General features: G+C 73.5%; 16 protein-coding genes. 9 read left to right on the plus strand and 7 right to left on the minus strand.

Annotated features, from left to right (window positions below):
• Window positions 1-450: 450 nt before the first annotated feature.
• Window positions 451-1,407, minus strand: a complete 957-nt coding sequence (meaB, locus tag AB0947_RS20975; RefSeq protein WP_366751850.1) for a methylmalonyl Co-A mutase-associated GTPase MeaB — start codon at window positions 1,405-1,407, stop codon at window positions 451-453.
• 78 nt (window positions 1,408-1,485) lie between these two features.
• Window positions 1,486-2,694: an acetyl-CoA C-acetyltransferase gene (locus AB0947_RS20980; protein ID WP_366751851.1), complete on the minus strand. Its 1,209-nt coding sequence runs from the start codon at window positions 2,692-2,694 to the stop codon at window positions 1,486-1,488.
• 149 nt (window positions 2,695-2,843) lie between these two features.
• Between AB0947_RS20980 and mce the strand changes: the two genes are divergently transcribed.
• The 7 genes from mce (at window position 2,844) to AB0947_RS21015 (ending at window position 12,966) form a co-directional block, all read left to right on the plus strand.
• Window positions 2,844-3,284 carry a methylmalonyl-CoA epimerase gene (gene mce, locus AB0947_RS20985; protein ID WP_366751852.1) on the plus strand — a complete coding sequence of 147 codons (441 nt, stop codon included), beginning with the start codon at window positions 2,844-2,846 and terminating at the stop codon, window positions 3,282-3,284.
• A gap of 206 nt (window positions 3,285-3,490) precedes the next feature.
• Complete coding sequence (gene scy / locus AB0947_RS20990; protein ID WP_366751853.1) at window positions 3,491-7,591, plus strand: polarized growth protein Scy; 4,101 nt, start codon at window positions 3,491-3,493, stop codon at window positions 7,589-7,591.
• Between the two features lie 187 nt (window positions 7,592-7,778).
• Window positions 7,779-8,714: a cellulose-binding protein gene (locus AB0947_RS20995; RefSeq protein ID WP_366751854.1), complete on the plus strand. Its 936-nt coding sequence runs from the start codon at window positions 7,779-7,781 to the stop codon at window positions 8,712-8,714.
• A gap of 149 nt (window positions 8,715-8,863) precedes the next feature.
• A complete protein-coding gene (locus tag AB0947_RS21000) occupies window positions 8,864-9,817 on the plus strand; it encodes an ATP-binding cassette domain-containing protein (RefSeq protein WP_366751855.1) in 954 nt (317 codons plus the stop codon).
• Between the two features lie 4 nt (window positions 9,818-9,821).
• The gene (locus tag AB0947_RS21005) at window positions 9,822-10,595 is read left to right on the plus strand and encodes an ABC transporter permease (RefSeq protein ID WP_366751856.1); all 774 of its coding nucleotides are present in this window, start codon (window positions 9,822-9,824) and stop codon (window positions 10,593-10,595) included.
• 131 nt (window positions 10,596-10,726) lie between these two features.
• Complete coding sequence (locus AB0947_RS21010; RefSeq protein WP_366751857.1) at window positions 10,727-12,085, plus strand: ATP-binding cassette domain-containing protein; 1,359 nt, start codon at window positions 10,727-10,729, stop codon at window positions 12,083-12,085.
• Window positions 12,082-12,966 carry an ABC transporter permease subunit gene (locus tag AB0947_RS21015; protein ID WP_366751858.1) on the plus strand — a complete coding sequence of 295 codons (885 nt, stop codon included), beginning with the start codon at window positions 12,082-12,084 and terminating at the stop codon, window positions 12,964-12,966. Before AB0947_RS21010 ends, AB0947_RS21015 begins: the two co-directional genes overlap by 4 nt.
• A 41-nt stretch (window positions 12,967-13,007) precedes the next feature.
• Here the strand turns inward: AB0947_RS21015 and AB0947_RS21020 are convergent, their stop codons facing one another.
• Entirely contained in the window at window positions 13,008-13,340 is a 333-nt protein-coding gene (locus AB0947_RS21020; RefSeq protein ID WP_366751859.1) for an ATP/GTP-binding protein, read from the minus strand.
• Window positions 13,341-13,562: 222 nt separating this feature from the next.
• Between AB0947_RS21020 and AB0947_RS21025 the strand changes: the two genes are divergently transcribed.
• Window positions 13,563-14,591 (plus strand): LLM class flavin-dependent oxidoreductase, encoded by a 1,029-nt coding sequence (locus AB0947_RS21025; RefSeq protein ID WP_366751860.1) that lies wholly within the window; start codon window positions 13,563-13,565, stop codon window positions 14,589-14,591.
• 118 nt (window positions 14,592-14,709) lie between these two features.
• Here the strand turns inward: AB0947_RS21025 and AB0947_RS21030 are convergent, their stop codons facing one another.
• Window positions 14,710-15,102: an SCO5389 family protein gene (locus AB0947_RS21030; RefSeq protein ID WP_366751861.1), complete on the minus strand. Its 393-nt coding sequence runs from the start codon at window positions 15,100-15,102 to the stop codon at window positions 14,710-14,712.
• A 275-nt stretch (window positions 15,103-15,377) separates the two neighbouring features.
• Here AB0947_RS21030 and nucS point away from each other — a divergent pair, with 275 nt between their 5' ends.
• Complete coding sequence (gene nucS / locus AB0947_RS21035) at window positions 15,378-16,049, plus strand: endonuclease NucS (RefSeq protein ID WP_366751862.1); 672 nt, start codon at window positions 15,378-15,380, stop codon at window positions 16,047-16,049.
• A 679-nt stretch (window positions 16,050-16,728) separates the two neighbouring features.
• Here nucS and AB0947_RS21040 read toward each other — a convergent pair.
• From AB0947_RS21040 to AB0947_RS21050, 3 genes are all read right to left on the minus strand, one after another.
• Window positions 16,729-19,353 (minus strand): ATP-binding protein, encoded by a 2,625-nt coding sequence (locus tag AB0947_RS21040; RefSeq protein WP_366751863.1) that lies wholly within the window; start codon window positions 19,351-19,353, stop codon window positions 16,729-16,731.
• Window positions 19,354-19,562: 209 nt separating this feature from the next.
• Entirely contained in the window at window positions 19,563-19,886 is a 324-nt protein-coding gene (locus AB0947_RS21045; RefSeq protein WP_030610139.1) for an STAS domain-containing protein, read from the minus strand.
• A 158-nt stretch (window positions 19,887-20,044) separates the two neighbouring features.
• Complete coding sequence (locus tag AB0947_RS21050; protein WP_366751864.1) at window positions 20,045-20,893, minus strand: 3-hydroxyacyl-CoA dehydrogenase family protein; 849 nt, start codon at window positions 20,891-20,893, stop codon at window positions 20,045-20,047.
• Window positions 20,894-20,937: the final 44 nt, after the last annotated feature.

A 20,937-nucleotide genomic window follows, 5' to 3' on the forward strand; every position in this document is an offset into this window, starting at 1 on the left:
CCGGCCCGCCCCCACACCGGGAGACGGCCGCCCCACCGGCGACGCCACCCCCAGCCGACCGCCCACCCCGCCCGGCGAAACCACCCGCACAGAAGCGAGGCATCCAGCCGCCGGCGCCCACCCCTCGTGGGCCCAGCTCGCCGCCCAGCCCGTCCCCGGCACCCACCGCTCGTGGGCGCGGCTCGTCGCCCGGCCCGCCCGGCGCCCACCCCTCGTGGGCCCAGCTCGCCGCCCGGCCCGCCCGGCGCCCACCGCTCGTGGGCTCAGGTCGCCGCCCGATCGCCCCGCTGCTCGCCGCGCCCCTGCTGTGGCTGGGTCGCGGCGGTGCCCCGGCGACGGCGGCGGCGACGGTCGCGCTGGTCGTGCGCGCGGTGAGCAGCGGGGCCATCCGCCCGGCGAACCCCCGCACCGCAGGCCTCGCGGGAACCCGTTCGCCCGCTGCTCGCGCGCTCAGCCTTCCGTCAGGCCCGCGACGAGTTCGTCCGCCGCGCGGTACGGGTCCAGTTCGCCGGTGACGATGCGTTCGGCGAGGGCGCTGAGGCGGCGGTCGCCGTGCAGGTCGCCGATGCGCTCGCGCAGGGCCGTCACCGCGATGGTCTCGACCTCGCGGGCCGCGCGGGCCTTGCGGCGCTCCGTGAGGATCCCGCGCTCCTCCATCCAGGCCCGGTGCTTCTCCAGGGCCTCCACGACCTCCTCGACGCCCTCCGCGCGCGCCGCGACCGTCTTCACGATCGGCGGGCGCCAGTCGCCGGGGCCCCGGGCCTCGCCCAGGCCCAGCATGTGGTTCAGTTCGCGGGCGGTGGCGTCGGCGCCGTCCCGGTCGGCCTTGTTGACGACGTACACATCGCCGATCTCCAGGATTCCGGCCTTCGCCGCCTGGATGCCGTCGCCCATGCCGGGGGCCAGGAGGACCACGCTGGTGTCCGCCTGGGAGGCGATCTCCACCTCCGACTGGCCCACACCGACCGTCTCGACCAGGATCACGTCGCAGCCCGCCGCGTCCAGCACCCGGATGGCCTGCGGGGCCGCCCAGGCCAGGCCGCCGAGGTGGCCGCGGGTCGCCATGGAGCGGATGTAGACGCCGGGGTCGGAGGCGTGCTCCGACATCCGGACCCGGTCGCCGAGCAGGGCGCCGCCGGAGAACGGCGACGAGGGGTCGACGGCCAGGACGCCGACCCGCCTGCCCTGCTTGCGGTACGCGGTGACGAGCGCGGAGGTGGAGGTGGACTTGCCGACGCCCGGCGACCCCGTCAAGCCGACCACGTACGCGTTGCCCGTCAGCGGGGCCAGCGCCGCCATGACCTCCCTCAGCTGCGGGGACGCCCCCTCCACGAGGGAGATCAGCCGGGCCACGGCCCGCGGCCGGCCTTCCCTGGCCTGGGCCACCAGAGAGGAGACGTCCTGCATCACAGCTCCGTTCAGTTCACCACGTACCGGACACCGGCGTACCGGAAACAGACCTTCGGGTCTCAGGCCGTTCGGGGATCAGGCCTTCGGTACCCGCACGATCAGCGCGTCACCCTGGCCACCGCCGCCGCACAGCGCCGCCGCGCCGACGCCGCCGCCGCGCCGCTTGAGCTCCAGGGCCAAGTGGAGCACGAGCCGGGCGCCGGACATGCCGATCGGGTGACCCAGGGCGATCGCGCCGCCGTTGACGTTCACCTTTTCCGTGGAAACGCCGAGGTCCTTCATTGACTGCACGGCGACGGCGGCGAACGCCTCGTTGATCTCGATGAGGTCCAGGTCGGACACCTCCAGGCCCTCCTTCTTCAGGGCGTGCAGGATGGCGTTCGACGGCTGGGACTGCAGCGAGTTGTCCGGGCCGGCCACGTTGCCGTGCGCGCCGATCTCGGCGAGCCAGGTCAGGCCCAGTTCCTCCGCCTTCGCCTTGCTCATCACGACCACGGCCGCCGCACCGTCCGAGATCTGCGAGGAGGAGCCGGCGGTGATCGTGCCGTCCTTGGCGAAGGCCGGGCGCAGCTTGGCCAGGGACTCGGCGGTGGTGTCGCCGCGGATGCCCTCGTCCTTGCTGAACAGCACCGGCTCGCCCTTGCGCTGCGGGATCTCCACGGGGGTGATCTCGGCCTCGAACAGGCCGTTCTTCTGGGCGGCGGCGGCCCGCTGGTGGGACAGGGCCGCGATCTCGTCCTGCTCGGGGCGCTTGATGCCGAGGCGGGTGTTGTGCTTCTCCGTGGACTCGCCCATCGGGACGTTCTCCCACGGGTCGGTCAGGCCGTCGTAGGCCATCGCGTCGAGCATCTGGACCGCGCCGTACTTGTACCCTTCGCGGGACTTGGGCAGCAGGTGCGGGGCGTTGGTCATGGACTCCTGGCCGCCCGCCACGACGATGTCGAATTCACCCGCGCGGATCAGCTGGTCGGCGAGGGCGATGGCGTCGAGGCCGGAGAGGCACACCTTGTTGACGGTGAGCGCCGGCACGTTCATCGGGATGCCGGCCTTGACGGCGGCCTGGCGGGCCGGGATCTGGCCGGCGCCGGCCTGCAGGACCTGGCCCATGATCACGTACTGCACCTGGTCGCCGCCGATCCCCGCACGGTCGAGGGCGGCCTTGATCGCGAAGCCGCCCAGGTCGGCTCCGGAGAAGGACTTCAGCGAGCCCAGCAGCCGCCCCATGGGCGTCCGGGCGCCCGCGACGATCACCGAGCTGGTCGTTCCAGAAGATCCAGAAGACATGAGGTGCGATCCCCTTCCAGCTGCACACAGCCGAGGAGTGAACGAGGGTTTACTTCGAATGTACTGAGCGGTTGGACACGGCGTCATCGGCCCGTCGGTGTGATCGCGCGCACGTTGCGTAACCATCCCGGGAGCGCTGCACTGAATCCATGCTGACGCGAATCGACCACATCGGGATCGCCTGCCACGACCTCGACGCGACCGTCGAGTTCTACCGGGCCACGTACGGCTTCGAGGTGTTCCACACCGAGGTCAACGAGGAGCAGGGCGTGCGGGAGGCCATGCTCAGGATCAACGGCACCTCGGACGGCGGTGCCTCCTACCTCCAGCTGCTGGAACCGGTCCGCGAGGACTCCACCGTCGCCAAGTGGCTCGCGAAGAACGGGGAGGGCGTCCACCACATCGCCTTCGGTACGGCGGACGTCGACGGGGACGCCGCGGACATCCGCGCCAAGGGCGTCCGGGTGCTGTACGACGAGCCACGACGCGGCTCCATGGGGTCGCGGATCACCTTCCTGCACCCCAAGGATTGCCATGGCGTCCTGACAGAACTCGTCACTTCGGCCCCTGTTGAGTCACCTGAGCACTGACCCCCGTACATAAGGGCCGGTAGGGTTGGGGGCGGTCGTCCCTGAAACGGGGGCGGCCGCATGCCGGGGTCCGGGTTTCGGGGGACGAGCGTCGGGGCAGCAGCCCGTGCTCCGCCGTCTGTCTGACACCATTCCCCGGGGGCCCCGTTCGGCGGATGGACGGAGCTCGTTGCAGAAGCTGACCAGGGGACGGATGGGACCGCGCAGTGCGGGGCTACGAGAGCCAGGAGCGAGAGCCGGCGGCTGACGTCGACCACCTCTCTCGGTTCGAGGCCGAGATGAAGCGGCTGAGGACCGAGCGCGAGAAGGCGATCCAGCACGCCGAGGACCTCGGCTACCAGGTCGAGGTGCTGCGCGCCAAGCTGCACGAGGCGCGGCGCACCCTGATGACCCGGCCCGCCTACGACGCGGGTGACATCGGGTACCAGGCCGAACAGTTGCTCCGCAACGCCCAGATGCAGGCCGAGCAGCTGCGCCAGGACGCCGAGCGGGAGCTGAGCCAGGCCCGCGCGCAGACCCAGCGCATCCTCCAGGAGCACGCCGAGCAGGCCGCGCGCCTCCAGGCCGAGCTGCACCAGGAGGCGGTGACCCGGCGCCAGCAGCTCGACCAGGAGCTGGCCGAGCGCAGGGCCACCGTCGAGTCGCACGTCAACGAGAACGTGGCCTGGGCCGAGCAGCTGCGCGCCCGTACCGAGCAGCAGGCCCGCCGGCTGCTCGACGAGTCCCGCGCGGAGGCCGAGCAGGCGATGGCCGCCGCCCGCGCGGAGGCCGAACGGCTGACCCGGGAGGCCCGGGAGCGGCTCCAGAGCGAGGCCGAGTCGGCGCGCGCCGAGGCCGAGCAGATCCTGCGCCGGGCCCGCGCGGACGCCGAGCGGCTGCTGAACGCGGCCTCCACGCAGGCGCAGGAGGCCACCGAGCACGCCGAGCAGCTGCGCACGGCCACGGCCACCGAGTCGGACACGGCCCGCCGGCAGGCCGCCGAGCTGAGCCGGGCCGCCGAGGAGCGGATGACGGCGGCCGAGGAGGCGCTGCGCAAGGCGCAGGCCGAGGCCGAGAAGGTGGTCACGGAGGCGAAGGAGGCCGCCGCCAAGGCCCTCGCCACCGCGGAGGCCGCCAACGAGACGCGGACGCGCACCGCCAAGGAGCAGGTCGCCCGGCTGGTCGAGGAGGCCACCAAGGAGGCCGAGCACACCAAGTCCGAGGCCGAGCAGCTGGTCGCGGACGCCCGCGCCGAGGCCGAGAAGCTCGTCGCCGAGGCCGCCGAGAAGGCCCGCTCGATCACCGCCGAGGAGACGGCCACCCAGCTGTCCAAGGCGGCCAAGACCGCCGAGGACGTCCTCAACAAGGCGTCCGAGGACGCCCAGAAGACCACCAGGGCCGCCGCCGAGGAGGCCGAGCGGATCCGCTCGGAGGCCGAGGCCGAGGCGGACCGGCTGCGCGCCGAGGCGCACGACATCGCCGAGCAGCTCAAGGGCGCGGCGAAGGACGACACCAAGGAGTACCGCGCCAAGACGGTCGAGCTCCAGGAGGAGGCCCGCCGGCTGCGCGGCGAGGCCGAGCAGCTGCGCGCCGACGCGGTCGCCGAGGGCGAGTCGATCCGCGCCGAGGCCCGCCGGGAGGCGGTGGCGCAGATCGAGGCGGCGGCCAGGTCCGCCGAGGAGCTGCTGGCCAAGGCCAAGGCGGACGCCGACGAGCTGCGGCAGACCGCGACCGCCGACAGCGAGAAGGTCCGCACCGAGGCCATCGAGCGGGCCACCGGCCTGCGCCGGCAGGCCGAGGAGACCCTGGAGCGCACCCGCAAGGAGGCCGAGCGGCTGCGCGCCGAGGCCGCCGAGCAGGCCGAGACGGTCCGGTCGGACGCCGAGAAGGCCGCGCGGGAGCTGCGCGAGGAGACCGAGAAGGCCGTCGAGTCCCGTCGTGCCGAGGCCGCCCAGGAGCTGGGCCGGCTCCAGACCGAGGCGCAGGAGCGGCTGGCGTCGGCCGAGCAGGCGCTGACGGACGCCCGCGCCGAGGCGGCCCGGATCCGCCGGGAGGCCGCCGAGGAGACCGAGCGGCTGCGCGCGGAGGCCGCCGAGCGGATCCGTACGCTCCAGCAGCAGGCCGAGGCCGAGGCCGAGCGGCTGCGGGACGAGGCCGCGTCCGACGCGTCCGCCTCCCGCGCCGAGGGCGAGTCCATCGCCGTACGGCTGCGGTCGGAGGCCGCCGCCGAGGCCGAGCGGCTGAAGGCGGAGGCGCAGGACACCGCCGACCGGGTGCGCGCGGAGGCGCAGGCCGCCGCCGAGCGCCTCGGCACCGAGGCGTCCGAGACGCTGGCCGCCGCCCAGGAGGAGGCCGCCCGGCGCCGCCGCGAGGCCGAGGAGCTCCTCGGCGCCGCCCGTGAGGAGGCCGGCCAGGAGCGGCAGCGGGCCCGCGAGCAGAGCGAGGAGCTGCTGGCCTCCGCGCGCAAGCGCGTGGAGGAGGCGCAGGCCGAGGCCACCCGGCTGGTGGAGGAGGCCGACCGGCGCGCCACGGAGATGGTCGGCGCCGCCGAGCAGCACGCGCAGCAGGTGCGGGACTCCGTCGCCGGGCTGCACGAGCAGGCGCAGGAGGAGATCGCCGGGCTGCGTTCGGCCGCCGAGCACGCGGCGGACCGTACCCGCCGGGAGGCCGAGGAGGAGGCGGACCGGGTCCGCGCCGACGCCTACGCCGAGCGGGAGCGGGCGAGCGAGGACGCCTCCCGCATCCGGCGCGAGGCGAACGAGGAGTCGGAGGCCGCGAAGGCGCTGGCCGAGCGGACGATGGCGGAGGCCATCGCGGAGGCCGAGCGGCTGCGCGCGGACGCGGGCGAGTACGCCCAGCGGGTGCGCACCGAGGCGTCGGACGCGCTGGCCGAGGCCGACCAGGCGGCGGCCCGCACCCGGGCGGACGCCCGCGAGGACGCCAACCGCATCCGTTCCGACGCGGCCGCCCAGGCCGACACCCTCATCACCGAGGCCCGCAACGAGGCCGAACGCCTGCAGACCGAGACGCTCGCCGAGGCCGAGCGGCTCCAGACGGAGACCGCGGCGGAGGCCGAGCGCGTCCGCACTCAGGCGGAGGAGGCGCTCACCGAGGCCACCGAGGCGGCGACCCGTACCCGGGCCGACGCCCGCGAGGACGCCAACCGCATCCGCTCCGACGCGGCCACCCAGGCCGACACCCTCATCACCGAGGCCCGCAACGAGGCCGAACGCCTCCAGACCGAGACGCTCGCCGAGGCCGAGCGGGTGCGCGCGGAGGCGCTGGGCGAGGCGGACCGGGTCCGTGCCGAGGCGGTCGCGAGCGCCGAGCAGCTGCTCGGGGAGGCGACCGACGAGGCGGAGCGGCTGCGGGCCGAGGCGGCCGAGACCGTCGGCTCGGCGCAGGCGCACGCGGAGCGGCTGCGGGCCGAGGCCGAACGGACGACGTCGCAGGCGCGGGCGGAGGCCGAACGGCTTCTCGGCTCCGCGCGCCAGGAGGCCGAGCGGACCCTGGACGAGGCCCGCAAGGACGCCAACAAGCGGCGTTCGGAGGCGGCGGAGCAGGTCGACAAGCTCATCACGGAGACCACGGCCGAGGCCGACAAGCTGCTCACCGAGGCGCAGCAGCAGGCGCTGAAGACCACCGCGGACGCCGAGTCGCAGGCCGACACGATGGTGGGCGCGGCCCGCAGCGAGGCCGACCGGATCGTCTCCGAGGCCACCATCGAGGGCAACTCCCTGGTGGAGAAGGCCCGGACGGACGCGGACGAACTGCTGGTCGGCGCCCGCCGGGACGCCACCGCGATCCGGCAGCGCGCTGAGGAGCTGCGTGACCGCATCACGGCCGAGATCGAGGAGCTGCACGAGCGGGCCCGGCGCGAGGCCGCCGAGACGATGAAGTCCACCGGCGACCGCTGCGACGCGCTGATCAAGGCCGCCGAGGAGCAGCTGGCGAAGGCCGAGGCGAAGGCCAAGGAGCTGGTGTCGGACGCCAGCTCGGAGGCGGGCAAGGTGCGCATCGCCGCGGTCAAGAAGGCGGAGGGGCTCCTGAAGGAGGCCGAGCAGAAGAAGGCCAGGCTCGTGAAGGAGGCCGAGGAGCTGAAGGCGGAGGCGATCCGCGAGGCACGGCGCACGGTCGAGGAGGGCAAGCGGGAGCTGGACATCCTGGTGCGCCGCCGCGAGGACATCAACGCCGAGATCTCCCGGGTCCAGGACGTGCTGGAGGCGCTGGAGTCCTTCGAAGCCCCGGCGGCCGGCAAGGACGGCGGAGTCAAGGCGGGCGCCACGGTGGGTGCCCCCCGTTCGGGTGGCAAGTCGTCAGAGAGCTAGCCTAAGAGGTACGTTCGGGTGTCTTCTGGGGGCTTTGCCCGGCTCCTCGGCAAACCGTCCGACGGTCAGCCACCCAAATGGAGTGCCATTCTCCAGATCAAAACCGTATCTGCACGATGACACACCGCTTCGGCCCCTAGGATTCCCCTTATCACCTCACTCACCGGTCTCATTCGACAGGAACCCCATGAGCGACACTTCCCCCTACGGCTTCGAGCTTGTGCGGCGTGGATACGACCGCGCTCAGGTGGACGAACGTATCTCCAAGCTCGTCTCCGACCGTGACAGCGCTCTCGCCCGCATCACCGCCCTGGAGAAGCGCATCGAGGAGCTGCACCTCGAAACGCAGAACGCCCAGGCCCAGATCACGGACGCCGAGCCGTCGTACGCGGGTCTCGGCGCGCGGGTCGAGAAGATCCTGCGCCTGGCCGAGGAAGAGGCCAAGGAGCTGCGTGAGGAGGCCCGGCGGGCGGCCGAGCAGCACCGCGACCTCGCCGAGTCGGCGGCCCAGCAGGTCCGCAACGACGCCGAGTCGTACGCGGCCGAGCGCAAGTCCAAGGCCGAGGACGAGGGCGTCCGGATCGTCGAGAAGGCCAAGTCGGACGCGTCCCAGCTGCGCGCCGAGGCGCAGAAGGACGCGCAGTCCAAGCGCGAGGAGGCGGACGCCCTCTTCGAGGAGACCCGCGCCAAGGCCGCGCAGGCCGCCGCCGACTTCGAGACGAACCTGGCCAAGCGCCGCGAGCAGTCCGAGCGCGACCTGGCCTCGCGTCAGCAGAAGGCCGAGAAGCGCCTGGCCGAGATCGAGCACCGGGCCGAGCAGCTCCGCCTGGAGGCGGAGAAGCTGCGCACCGACGCCGAGCGCCGCGCCCGCCAGACGGTGGAGACCGCCCAGCGCCAGGCCGAGGACATCGTGGCCGACGCCAACGCCAAGGCCGACCGGATCCGTTCGGAATCCGAGCGCGAGCTGGCGGCGCTCACCAACCGCCGCGACAGCATCAACGCCCAGCTGACGAACGTCCGCGAGATGCTCGCCACGCTGACCGGTGCCGCGGTGGCCGCGGCCGGCACGTCGACCGACGACGAGCCGATCTCCCGGGGCGTTCCGGCGCAGCAGTCCCGGTAGTTCGGGGCAGTCGTACGACCCTGAGGGGCGGTGGGACCTGGTCCCGCCGCCCCTTCGGCGTCGCCGGCGCAGACCGTACCGGGGCGGTTCATCCGAGAACCGCGCCCGCTCAGGTGGCAGCCGCCCCACGCCCGTCTTAGCGTGGCCGCATGATCGAGCTGGAGGGGCTGACGAAGCGGTACGGCGCGAAGGTGGCGGTCGACCACCTCACCTTCGCCGTCCGGCCGGGCATCGTGACGGGGTTCCTCGGGCCCAACGGCGCCGGGAAGTCCACGACCATGCGGATGATCCTCGGGCTCGACCGCCCCACCGCCGGCGACGTCCGGATCGACGGCACGCACTACGACCGGCTCAGGGACCCGCTGACGTACATCGGCGCGCTGCTGGACGCCAAGGCCGTGCACGGCGGCCGGAGCGCCTGGAACCACCTGCTGTGCCTCGCGCAGAGCAACGGCATCCCGGAGCGCCGGGTGGCGGAGGTCCTTCGGACTGTGGGGCTGACCGCCGTGGCCCGGAAGAAGGCCAAGGGGTTCTCGTACGGCATGGGGCAGCGGCTCGGGATCGCCGCCGCGCTGCTCGGGGACCCGCGCATCCTGATGTTCGACGAGCCGGTCAACGGCCTGGACCCGGAGGGCATCCACTGGATCCGGAACCTGATGAAGTCGCTGGCCGCGGAGGGCCGGACGGTGTTCGTCTCCAGCCATCTGATGAGCGAGATGGCGCTGACGGCCGATCACCTGGTGGTGATCGGGCAGGGGCGGCTGCTCGCGGACACCTCCATGGCCGACTTCATCCGGACCAACGCGCGGTCGTACGTGCGGATCCGCTCCCCCCAGCGCGAGCGGCTGCTCGACGTGCTGCACCAGGCCGGGATCACCGTGGTGGAGGCGGACGGCGGGGCGCTGGAGGTGGCGGGCGGCAAGGCGGAGCAAATCGGTGAGCTGGCCGCGCGGTACGGGCTCGTGCTGCACGAGCTGAGCCCGCGGCAGGCCTCGCTGGAGGAGGCGTTCATGCAGCTGACGGCGGAAGCGGTGGAGTACCACGCGCAGGCCGGCCCCGGTCCCGCCGCGCAGGACCGGGGCGCCGGCTGGAAGGGGGTCTGAGACCATGGCGGCCGTTCAGGTCATCCGGTCCGAGTGGACCAAGATCCGGTCGGTGGCGTCCACGGTGTGGACACTGTCGCTGGCCGTGGTGGTCACCGTCGCGCTCGGGGTGCTCATCTGCGCGTTGTCGAACCGGCAGTTCGCGAACATGCCCGCGCGGGAGCGGCTCTCCTTCGATCCGACGGCGGTCAGTTTCGCGGGCATGACCCTGGGCCAGCTCGCGATGATCGTGTTCGGGGTGCTGGTGGTCTCCACGGAGTACAGCACCGGCATGATCCGGGCCTCGCTGGCGGCCGTGCCCCGGCGCGGCACCTTCCTGTTCGGCAAGGTCGCGGTGGCCGCCACGCTCGCGCTCGCCGTCGGCATGGTGACGAGCTTCGCCGCGTTCTTCCTCGGCCAGGCCGTGCTCGGCTCCCACCGGGCCGCCATCGGCGACCCCGGGGTGCTGCGCGCGGTCTTCGGCGGCGGGCTGTACATGACCCTGATCGCGATGTTCTCCATGGGTGTCGCCACGATGCTGCGCTCGCCGCTGCTGTCCCTCGGCATCCTGATGCCGTTCTTCTTCCTGATCTCCAACATCCTCGGCAACGTCGACGCGACCAAGAAGGCCGGCCGCTTCCTGCCCGACCAGGCCGGCAGCCGGATCCTGCGGGTGGTGCCGCGCGTGGCCGACGACACGCCCTACGGCCCCTGGGCCGGGCTCGGGATCATGGCGCTGTGGGTGGTCGCCGCGCTGGCGGGCGGCTACCTCCTCCTCAGGCGCCGGGACGCCCAGTAGGCGGCGCCGTCACGCGCGTAGCTGCTCTGGCTTTACTTTCTTTTGGGCGGAACCGTCAGCGCCTCGATATCCTCCTAACCCTTACGGGGGCGTGTGCCCCGCTGTCCTGAACCTTTCGATGGGTGCGGAGCATGATCGAGGCTGTCGGCCTGACCAAGCGCTACGGCGACAAGACCGCCGTGTACAACCTTTCCTTCCAGGTGCGGCCAGGCGCCGTGACCGGCTTCCTAGGGCCCAACGGCTCGGGCAAGTCCACGACGATGCGGATGATCCTCGGACTGGACAACCCCACGTCCGGGGCGGTCACCATCGGCGGCTACCCGTACCGCAAGCTGCCCAACGCCCCCCGGCAGGTCGGCGCGCTGCTCGACGCCAAGGCCGTGCACGGCGGCCGGAGCGCCCGCAACCACCTGCTGAGCCTCGCCCAGCTGTCCGGCATCCCGGCCCGGCGCGTGGACGAGGTGCTCGGCGTGGTCGGCCTCCAGGAAGTGGCCAGAAAGCGCTCCAAGGGCTTCTCGCTCGGCATGGGCCAGCGCCTGGGCATCGCCGCCGCCCTGCTCGGCGACCCGCAGGTGCTGCTCTTCGACGAGCCGGTCAACGGTCTCGACCCCGAGGGCATCCTCTGGGTCCGCAACCTGATGAAGGCACTCGCCGCCGAGGGCCGTACGGTCTTCGTCTCCTCCCACCTGATGAGCGAGATGGCGCTGACCGCCGACCACCTCATCGTCATCGGGCGCGGGCAGCTGCTCGCCGACATGAGCGTCAGGGACTTCATCTCGGCCAACTCGGCCGACTTCGCGCGCGTGCGCACGCCGGACACCGAGCCGCAGCTGCGCGAGAAACTGTCCTCCGCGCTCACCGAGGCGGGCGGCCACGTGCTGCCGGAGCAGGACGGCGCGCTCCGGGTCACCGGGCTGCCGCTGCCCCGGATCAGCGACCTCGCGCACGAGTCGGGCGTCCGGCTGTGGGAGCTGTCCCCGCACCAGGCCTCGCTGGAGGAGGCGTACATGCGGATGACGCAGGGCGCGGTGGACTACCGCTCGACCACCGACCAGAAGGCGGGCCTGCAGCAGCCGCTGCCTCCCGGCGTCCAGCCGCCCATGCCGGTACCGGGCCAGGGCCAGCCCGGCTGGTACGCCCCGCCGCCGCCCCAGCAGGGCAGCCAGCCCTTCGGGATGCCTCCCGCGGGCCCGTACGGCGGCGCCCCGGCGGCCGGGTACGGCGCACCGGGCACGGCGCCCGGTGGCGCGGCGGGGGCGGCGGGAGCGGCCAACCCGTACGCGCAGCCGAGCACCGCGGGGCAGCCGCCGGCACCGGCTCAGCCGGCCGGGCAGGCGCCGCAGCCTCCCGCCGCGGGCTCGGCGCCGCAGGGCCGGCCGCCCGCCGCCCTGGCCAAGGCGGCTCCCCCGGCCCCCGCCACGAGCCCGGCCGCCGACGCGGCCCCCGCCTCCGCCCCCGCCGACCCGACCCAGCCCGAGGACGCCCGATGAGCACCCACCAGCCCCCCATGCCGCAGGCCCCGGCCGCCGCGCCTGACTGGCAGGCGGCGCCCGGCGGGCCGTACCACGGCTACACCTCGCCCATCCCGGTGGTGCGCACCCACCTCGGGCACGCGCTGGCCTCCGAGTGGACGAAGATCAGGTCGGTGCGCTCCACGATGTGGACGCTGGGCGTGTTCGTGCTGCTCGTCGTCGGCATCGGCCTGCTGACCGGCGTGCTGGTCGAGGCCAACTCCGACTCCACCAGCCTGTCCGGCGAGAACCCGCTGTCCTTCGGCTTCTTCGGCCTGCTCCTCGGCAGCATCTGCGTCATCACCCTCGGTGTGCTGACCACGGCGTCGGAGTACGGCACCGGCATGATCCGCACGACGATGACCGCGTGCCCCAGCCGGGGCCGGGTGCTCGCCGCCAAGTCGATCGTGTTCTTCGCCGTCGCCTTCGTCGCCACCCTGGTCACCTCCGGCTTCGTGGCCATGGTCCACGCGTCCCTGCTGGGGGACACCGGCGCCCGCACCCCGAGCGGCGGTGACTGGTTCAAGGCCACCGTCGGCGTCAGCCTCTACATGGCGCTGCTCGGCCTGCTCTCGCTGCTCATCGGCTCGGTCATCCGGCACTCGGCGGGCGCCATCACCATCATGATCGGCGTGGTGCTCGCGCCGCTGGTGCTCGCGCTGTTCATGGCGACGGAGTCGCTGAACAAGGTGCGCGAGTGGCTCTTCGAGTACTCGATCCCGAACCAGCTCAGCGTTTTCTACACCAACTCCCTGACCGAGTCCGGCCCGTCCGGCTGGGACCCGCTGTGGGTCATGCTCGGCCTGACGGCGGCGGTGTACGCGGGCGCCTACGCGCTGCTCCAGAACCGGGACGTGTAACAGCCGGGACGGGTGAGAGCCGGGACGGGTGGCCGTACGGCTCAGAACCTCGGCGCGTTACGGGACCGCTGCACCCGCGTGGTGCGGCGGTCCTTCGCGTTCCAGCAGGCCTTGTGCCAGTGCCGGCGGTCGTCGACGCCCGCGTACTCCGGCCAGGCCACCACGTGCGGGACACCGGAGGGGATCAGTTGGTCGCAGCCCGGGCAGCGGTAGGTCTTGCCCTGCGCGCCGGCCCCGGCGACATGGCGCACGCTCCACTCCTCGCCCTGCCAGCTCTCCGTGGACTGCCAGCCGCCGTACCGGCCGGCGGGGTCGTCCTCGGCGCTCCGGCCCGACGATCCGGCTGCCTTCGGTCGGTTGTGACGCGGGGACACGGGACACCTCTCGGGGCTGTGCGGGAAGCTCGGCTCCATCCAGCCTACGCGCCGCCGAGGCGGGTACGCGTGGGGAACCAACCCGTACAAGTCCCCCTCCCGTGCGACCCATTCTGCAGACAATCCGTAAATCCCTCCGGCCAGGCCGTGTCCTGGGCACGTGTCAGACGGTTATGCCGGGTGGGGGAGCTCCGGGTCGGAGCCAAGGAAGCAGGAAATGCGATGCACGTAGGAAGTTTTGTGCTGGCGGCCCAGTTCCCGGGCCAGGGTCCGGGGGAGGCCCTGCACCGGGCCGTCCGCTCGGCGGAGGTCGCCGAGCAGTCCGGGCTGGACGCGGTCTGGCTCGCCGAACACCACTTCGTGCCCTACGGCACATGCCCGTCCGCGGTGACCCTGGCCGCGCTGCTGCTCGGCCGCACCCGCCGCATCCGGGTCGGCACGGCCGTCAGCGTACTGCCCACGGCCCACCCGGTGGCCCTCGGCGAGCAGGCCGCCCTGCTGCACCTGACCAGTGGCGGGCGGTTCACGCTGGGCGTCGGGCGCGGCGGCCCCTGGGTGGACCTGGAGGTGTTCGGCGCGGGACTGGAGGCGTACGAACACGGGTTCCCGGAGTCACTCGATCTGCTGCTGCGCTGGCTGGGCGAGCCGTCCGTGGCGGCCTCCGGGGAGCGCTACACCTTCCGCGAGGTGCCGGTCGTCCCCCGCCCGGCGGAGGCCCTGACGGACACCCCGGGCCCCGAGGTCGTCCTCGCCTGCACCTCACCGGCGAGCGTACGGCTGGCCGCCGAGCGCGGGCTGCCCATGCTGCTCGGCATGCACGTCGGGGACGAGGAGAAGGCCGAGATGGTCGCCCTGTGGCGGCGCTGCGCCCGCGCGGCGGGCCGGCCCGCCGAGGACATCGCGGGCGCCGCCCATGTCTCCGCCGGGGTCTGCCAGCTCGCCGACCGGCGCACGGACGCGGTGGAGACGCTGCTGAAGGCGATGCCCGGCTGGCTGCGGCAGGGTCTGGACGCCCATGTGACGGTGGACGGACGGGCGCGCGCGATGCGCGACCCGTACGCCTACACCGAACTGCTCTGCGGACTGCACCCGGTGGGCACCCCGCGGCTCGCCGCCGACCGGCTCGCGGCGACCTCGGAGCGCACCGGCATCTCCCGCTTCGCCCTCCTGGTGGAGGGCTCGGGCGACCTCGCGGCCACGGAGGAGAACCTACGGCGCCTGGGCGCCGAGGTGCTGCCCCGGCTGGGCTGACCGGCCCGCCCCGCGCGAGCCGCCTGGGGCGCTTGCCGTCCTGGTCCTCGATGCACCTCCCCCGCGGGTGGAGCGGCAAGCCGGCGGCCGTCCGTCCGGGCCGTACCGGAACCGCGCGTCAGCAGTCCCGGAGCTCCGACGACTGGTTGAGCAACTGGCTGCGCACCGAAGTGAAGCGGGCCAACGTCTCGTCCACCGAGGCGTCCAGCGGGAACACCGCCACGCGGTGGCAGTTCTGGAAGGCCAGTCGCACACCGAAGTGCCGCTGCAACGCGCCGCGTATCGCGTCACTCGCGAGCGCACGCAGCAGCTGACCGCGTGCCTGCTCGTCCGGCGGGGGCGTCTGGTTGTCGGCGAAGGGTCCGCCGTCCACCTTCAGCTGGGCCACCAGGGAGCTGATCATCTCCCATGCGTAGGGCAGGGAGGTCCGGACGCAGTCGACGAATGCTGCTTCGTCGACCTCGCCTCGCTCGGCCTGTTCGAGTAGGGCCGGTGAGACGTCGAGCGACATGGGTTCTCCTCTCGCACCCCCGAACAGCAGGGGTTGCCGGACAGATAAGGGAGTTCGCGATTTCGAACACGCTCGGTACAGGGTCCGCAACCTCCCGTTCCTACGGTAGGCAACCGTAGGTGACCACACCAGCAGAATGCGTATATGAACCGATCCCGTTACGCCCACAATCGGCCAGGGATGAACAAGAGTTTCAAGGGACAAATGGTGCGATCCACTGGGAGCTGGGCGGACGGATCGCGAGCACCGGCGGGCGTCGAGTAGCGTTGCCGACCATGCGTCTCGTCATTGCCCGCTGCTCGGTCGACTACGCCGGCCGGCTCACCGCCCACCTGCCCTCGGCTCCGCGACTGATCCTGGTCAAGGCGGACGGCAGCGTTTCCATCCACGCCGACGACCGGGCCTACAAGCCGCTCAACTGGATGTCGCCGCCCTGCACGCTGAAGGAGGGCACCGGCGAGGACGAGGGCGTGTGGACCGTCGTCAACAAGGCGGGCGAGAAACTGATCATCACGATGGAGGAGATCCTCCACGACTCCTCGCACGAACTGGGTGTGGACCCGGGACTGATCAAGGACGGCGTGGAGGCGCACCTCCAGGAACTGCTCGCCGACCGCATCGAGACGCTGGGCGACGGGTACACCCTCATCCGCCGCGAGTACATGACGGCGATCGGGCCCGTGGACATCCTGTGCCGGGACGCGGACGGCCAGACGGTGGCGGTCGAGATCAAGCGGCGGGGCGAGATCGACGGCGTGGAGCAACTGACGCGCTACCTCGACCTGTTGAACCGCGACCCGCACCTGGCCCCGGTCCGCGGCGTCTTCGCCGCCCAGGAGATCAAGCCGCAGGCCCGCGTCCTCGCCACCGACCGCGGCATCAACTGCCACATCCTGGACTACAACGCCCTGCGCGGCATCGAGGACGACAAGCTCCGCCTGTTCTGACCACCGGCTCCGCCCCCTGCCCGCCGCAGGGCACGGTTCTTCTCCCGCAGCGACGGCGCACGCCCACGACGGCGGAGACCGGCGGTGCCGAGCCGCCGATCCCGGCGGGCAACCCGGAAGTCACCGTCGCGGCGGACGGCGGACGCCGACCGCTCGGAAGCCCCGGCGCGCGCAGCGCATCACCCGCCCCCGCTCCGCAGCCCCTCGCCCCGCCCACCCCTCCCGCCGCGACGGCGCACGCCCACGGCGGCAGGGACCGGCGGCCCTGGGCCGGGCCAGGCGGGGACCGGCGGTGCCGAGCGGCCGGGCCCGGCGGGCGCCCCGGAAGTCACCGTCGCCGCGGACGCCGACCGCTCGGAAGCCCCGGCGCGCACAGCACATCGCCCGCCCCCGCTCCACAGCTCCTCGCCCCGCGACCGCGCTCGGCCACGACGGTGGGGGCCGGCAGTGTCGAGCGGCCGGGACCGGCGGGCAACCCGGAAGTCACCGTCGCCGCGGACGCCGACCGCTCGGAAGCCCCGGCGCGCCCAGCGCATCGCCCGCCCCCGCTCCGCAGCCCCTCCCCCGCGACCGCGCTCGGCCACGACGGCGGAGACCGGCGGTGCCGAGCGGCCGGGACCGGGGGCGCCCCAGGGGGTCACCGTCGCGGTGGAGAGTCAGGTGTTCGCCGTCACCGGGGTCACATCAGCGTGCCGGTCGTGCCCGGGGCCGTTTGCGATGCCGAGGCGCTGCTCGACGTCCCCCCGGTGGTGCCGTCCGTCGAGCCGCCGGTCGTCGTGCCGCCGGTGTCGCCGCCCGTGGTGCCCCCGGTCGTGCCGTCCGTCGAGCCGCCGCTCGTCGTGCCGCCCGGGGAGCCGCCGGTGCCCCCGGTGGTGTCGCCCGTCGTGCCGGTCGAGCCACCGGTTCCGCTCCCGCCCGTGGTCGTACCACCACCGGTCGTCGTACCGCCCGTGCCGCCGCTCGTCGAGCCACCGGTCGTCGAGCCGCCCGGGGAACCGCCCGTGGAGCCGCCGGTCGTACCGCCGCCCGTCGTGCCCCCGGTCGGGCCACCGCTCGTGCCCCCCGTCGTCCCGCCGCCCGAGCCTCCCGGCTTCGGCGACTTGGACGGTGAGCCGGAAGAGGAATGGGGGTTGGAGGGCTCGACGCTCTCCGACGGACGGGACGGCGCCACGGGCGGTGCCGGGTCGTCCGCCGTGCCGTACGTGCCGTCGGGACCCGGTGACGTGGGCCGGCTGCTGGCCGAACCGGTGCCGCCGCTGTCCGTCGGCCCCGAGCCCGGGCCGCCGTCGCCGACGTCCTGACCGGCGGACGGGTTGGCGTCGACCTTGCCGGCCGGGTTGCGGCCCGCGTCGTCGGGGGAGGTCACGCCGAGCGCGACGACCGTGCCGAGCACGGCGGCGAGCAGCGCGCCGGAACCGGCCGCCACCAGGTTGCGCCGGGCCAGGCCCCGGATGCCGCCCCGCGGCCGGGGCACGGGGACCCGCTGGGTGACCGCGGTCTCGTACGGCGCCGGCGTCCGCTCCTCCTGCCGCGTCTCCGCCGGCTCCTCCCCCGCTGCCACCGGCGCGAGCCCGGGCGCCTCGCCCGCGCGGTCGGCGAGCAGGGCCAGGGCGCGGCGGCCGGCGACCGCGCCCCGCTTGTCGGCGAGGGCGCCGCGCAGCCCGCTCGACGCCTCCAGTTCGGCGCGGGCCCGGTCGAGCTGGCCGGTGCAGAGCGCGAGTATGCCCAGCTCATGGTGGAAGTAGGCCTGCTCGCTCACCTCGCCGGACAGCCGGGAGGCCTCCGCGCCGGACCGCAGGGCCCGCTCCCAGGCGCTCCAGTGGAGCCCGGCGGCGAAGGCGGGCGCCGCCGTGCGGGCCAGCCGTACGGCGCTGCTCTCCTCGCCCTCGACGGGCGGGACCGTCCGCGGGACGACGGCGGCGAGCGCGGCGAGGACCGCGTCGGCCTCCGCGCACACCCGCTCCGGGGTGACGGAGGGGTGGCCGGCCCACCAGGCGTAGTGCCGGGCGGCGGTGTCGGCGTGGCCGGGAGCGTCGTCGGCGTATCCGGCGGCCTCCAGCTGGGTCTGCACGCCGGCCGCCAGGCGGTACCGGGAGCCGACCGGGGAGACCAGGCCGCAGCTCGCCAGTTCACCGAGGGCGGCGTCCGCGTGGGTGTCGCCGACCAGGGCGGGCAGGTGCGCCTGGTGCGGTACCTCACCGCCGAGGGCGACGGCGAAGCGCAGGGTGGCGCGGGCGGAGGCGCTGAGCCGGGAGGCGAGCAGCGGGGCGGGGGCCGCGGCCTCGCCGAGGGAGGGCAGCGGGACGTCGTCCTCCAGGTCCACGGGCGGGTCGGCCGGCAGACGCACGTCCTCGAAGACGCCGTACTCGTCGACCGCGCCGGTGCTGGCCCGCAGTCGGTCGCGCTGCCGGAGCAGGGCGCCGGCCTGGACGAACCGCAGGGGCAGCCCCTCGGACTCGAACCAGAGGTCGCCTGCCCAGTTGGCCTCCTCCTCGGTGAGCACCCGGCCGACGGTCCGCTCCAGGATCTCCACGCCGGCGGCGCGTTCGAGGCCGCCGAGGAAGACCTCCTCGACGTCCGCCCCGGCGGAGGGTGCGGGTACGTCGGGGGTGGCGGCGAACAGGAACGCGCACTCGGGGGTGGCGTCGAGGAGTTCGTCCAGGGCGGCACCGCCGAACTCCAGGTCGTCCAGGACGACGACCGCGCCGATCTCCCGGACGCGGGCGAGGAGTTCGTCCCGGTCGGGGCGGTAGCGGGGGGCGTCGTGGACGGTGTGGAACAGGTCGTGCAGGAGGTCGCCGGCCGTGCGGTGGAAGCCGTTGAGGCGGACCACGCCGTCGGGGGCGAGGTCCAGGCAGTCCTCGGCGACCAGTTCGAGCAGGGCGGTGCGGCCGGAGCCGGCCGGGCCGGTGAGCCGGACCGAGCGGCCCCGGGCCAGGAGGCGGACGAGGCGTTCGCGTTCGTCCTGGCGTTCCAGCAGGGAGAGCGCCGGCTGGGCGGGGCCGGGCGGCACGGGCGGCAGGGCGGCGCGTTCCGTCCCGGCGCGTTCGGCGGCGGTGCGCTTGCGGGGCCTGCCGGGGAGCTCGGCCGGCGGGCAGGGCTCTATCTCGCTGCCGTCGACCGGATTGACGGTGAGTTGCAGGTCGCCGGCGACGAGCTGGGCCATGCGGGCGGGCACGGCCGGGCCGGCGGCGAAGTCGGAGCCGAGGGAGTCCCGGGGCGGGCGGCGGCCGTGTGCCTGGCCGTGTTCGTCGGAGCCCGGGTTGACCGGGTTGGCCGGGTCGACCGGCTCGATCGGGTCCATGGGTTCAAGCCCCCCAAAAGCGTTGTGTGCCCGTGTTCGCGGCCCCTCCCGGCCTTGTCGCACACCGCGCTGTCGCTTCTGGTCCGGGCCCGCTCGGTCGAGGGTTGCGAGACGGCGGGCGACCGCACCCTAAACCTTTCCCCAGTGTCTCCGACAGGGCGGGGTGCCATGCGGTCCGGGACGTCACGGTCTTGTGAGGATTGCGTACCTCACACCCGGGGCAGTGACTCCACCCCGATGCCGCCCTCGATGGCGAGGATGCGGTGCAGCCGGGTCGCCACCAGCAGACGCTGCATCTGCGCGGGCACGCCCCGTAGCACCAGCCGGCGCCCGCAACGGCCGGCCCGCCGGTGGGCACCCATGATCACCCCGAGTCCGGTGGCGTCCCAGGAGTCCAGTTCGGACAGGTCGAGCACCAGATCGCCGACTCCGGTGTCGACGGCCGAGTGCAGGGCCGTACGGGCGTCCGCCGCGCTGCGGACGTCGAGGCGGCCCCCGACGACCAGCTCGGCGTGGTCGCCCCTGATGTGCATATGCGCTCCCCGTTGAGTGCGGTTGGCGTACTCGGTGACGATGCTGTGCAACGTCTGACTGTTCGGGTGGCGGTGCGGTTGCTGCTTGTAAGCGAACCGATACCGAATTCACCCCGGGGAGTGACACTCCCGGGGTGGTCGTGCGTGATCGGGTTGACTCAGTACGTGTAGAAGCCCTGCCCGCTCTTGCGGCCGATGTCACCGGCGTCCACCATCCGGCGCATCAGCTCCGGCGGGGCGAACTTCTCGTCCTGCGACTCGGTGTAGATGTTGCTCGTGGCGTGCAGCAGGATGTCGACGCCGGTGAGGTCGGCCGTGGCGAGCGGGCCCATGGCGTGGCCGAAGCCCAGCTTGCAGGCGAGGTCGATGTCCTCGGCGGTGGCGACGCCGGACTCGTACAGCTTGGTCGCCTCGACCACGAGGGCGGAGATGAGCCGGGTGGTGACGAAGCCGGCGACGTCCCGGTTGACGACGATGCAGGTCTTGCCGACGGACTCGGCGAACTCCCGCGCGGCGGCGAGGGTTTCGTCGCTGGTCTTGTAGCCGCGGACGAGCTCGACGAGCTGCATCATCGGCACCGGCGAGAAGAAGTGCACGCCGACGACCCGCTCGGGGCGCTCGGTGGCCGCCGCGATCTTGGTGATCGGGATGGCGGAGGTGTTGGAGGCGAGCACGGCGTCCTCGCGCACGAGCTTGTCGAGCGCGCGGAAGATCTCGTGCTTGACCTCCAGCTTCTCGAAGACGGCCTCCACCACGATGTCGGCCTCGGCGGCGGCGTCCAGGTCGGTGGTCGGGGTGATGCGCGCGAGGGCGGCCTCGGCGTCCTCGGCGGCCAGCTTGCCCTTGCCGACGAACTTGTCGTACGAGGCCCTGATGCCGTCGGTGCCGCGCTTCAGCGCCTCGTCGGTGACGTCACGCAGAACGACGTCCCAGCCCGCCTGCGCGGCGACCTGGGCGATGCCGGAACCCATGAGACCGGCCCCGATGACGGCGAGCTTCCGTGCCACTCCGACTCCCTATGAACGCGGTGAAAGGTCTGCCTCCTCGGCGG

The sequence above is a fragment of the Streptomyces sp. NPDC047841 genome (genome assembly GCF_040704085.1).
Taxonomy (GTDB): domain Bacteria; phylum Actinomycetota; class Actinomycetes; order Streptomycetales; family Streptomycetaceae; genus Streptomyces; species Streptomyces argyrophylli.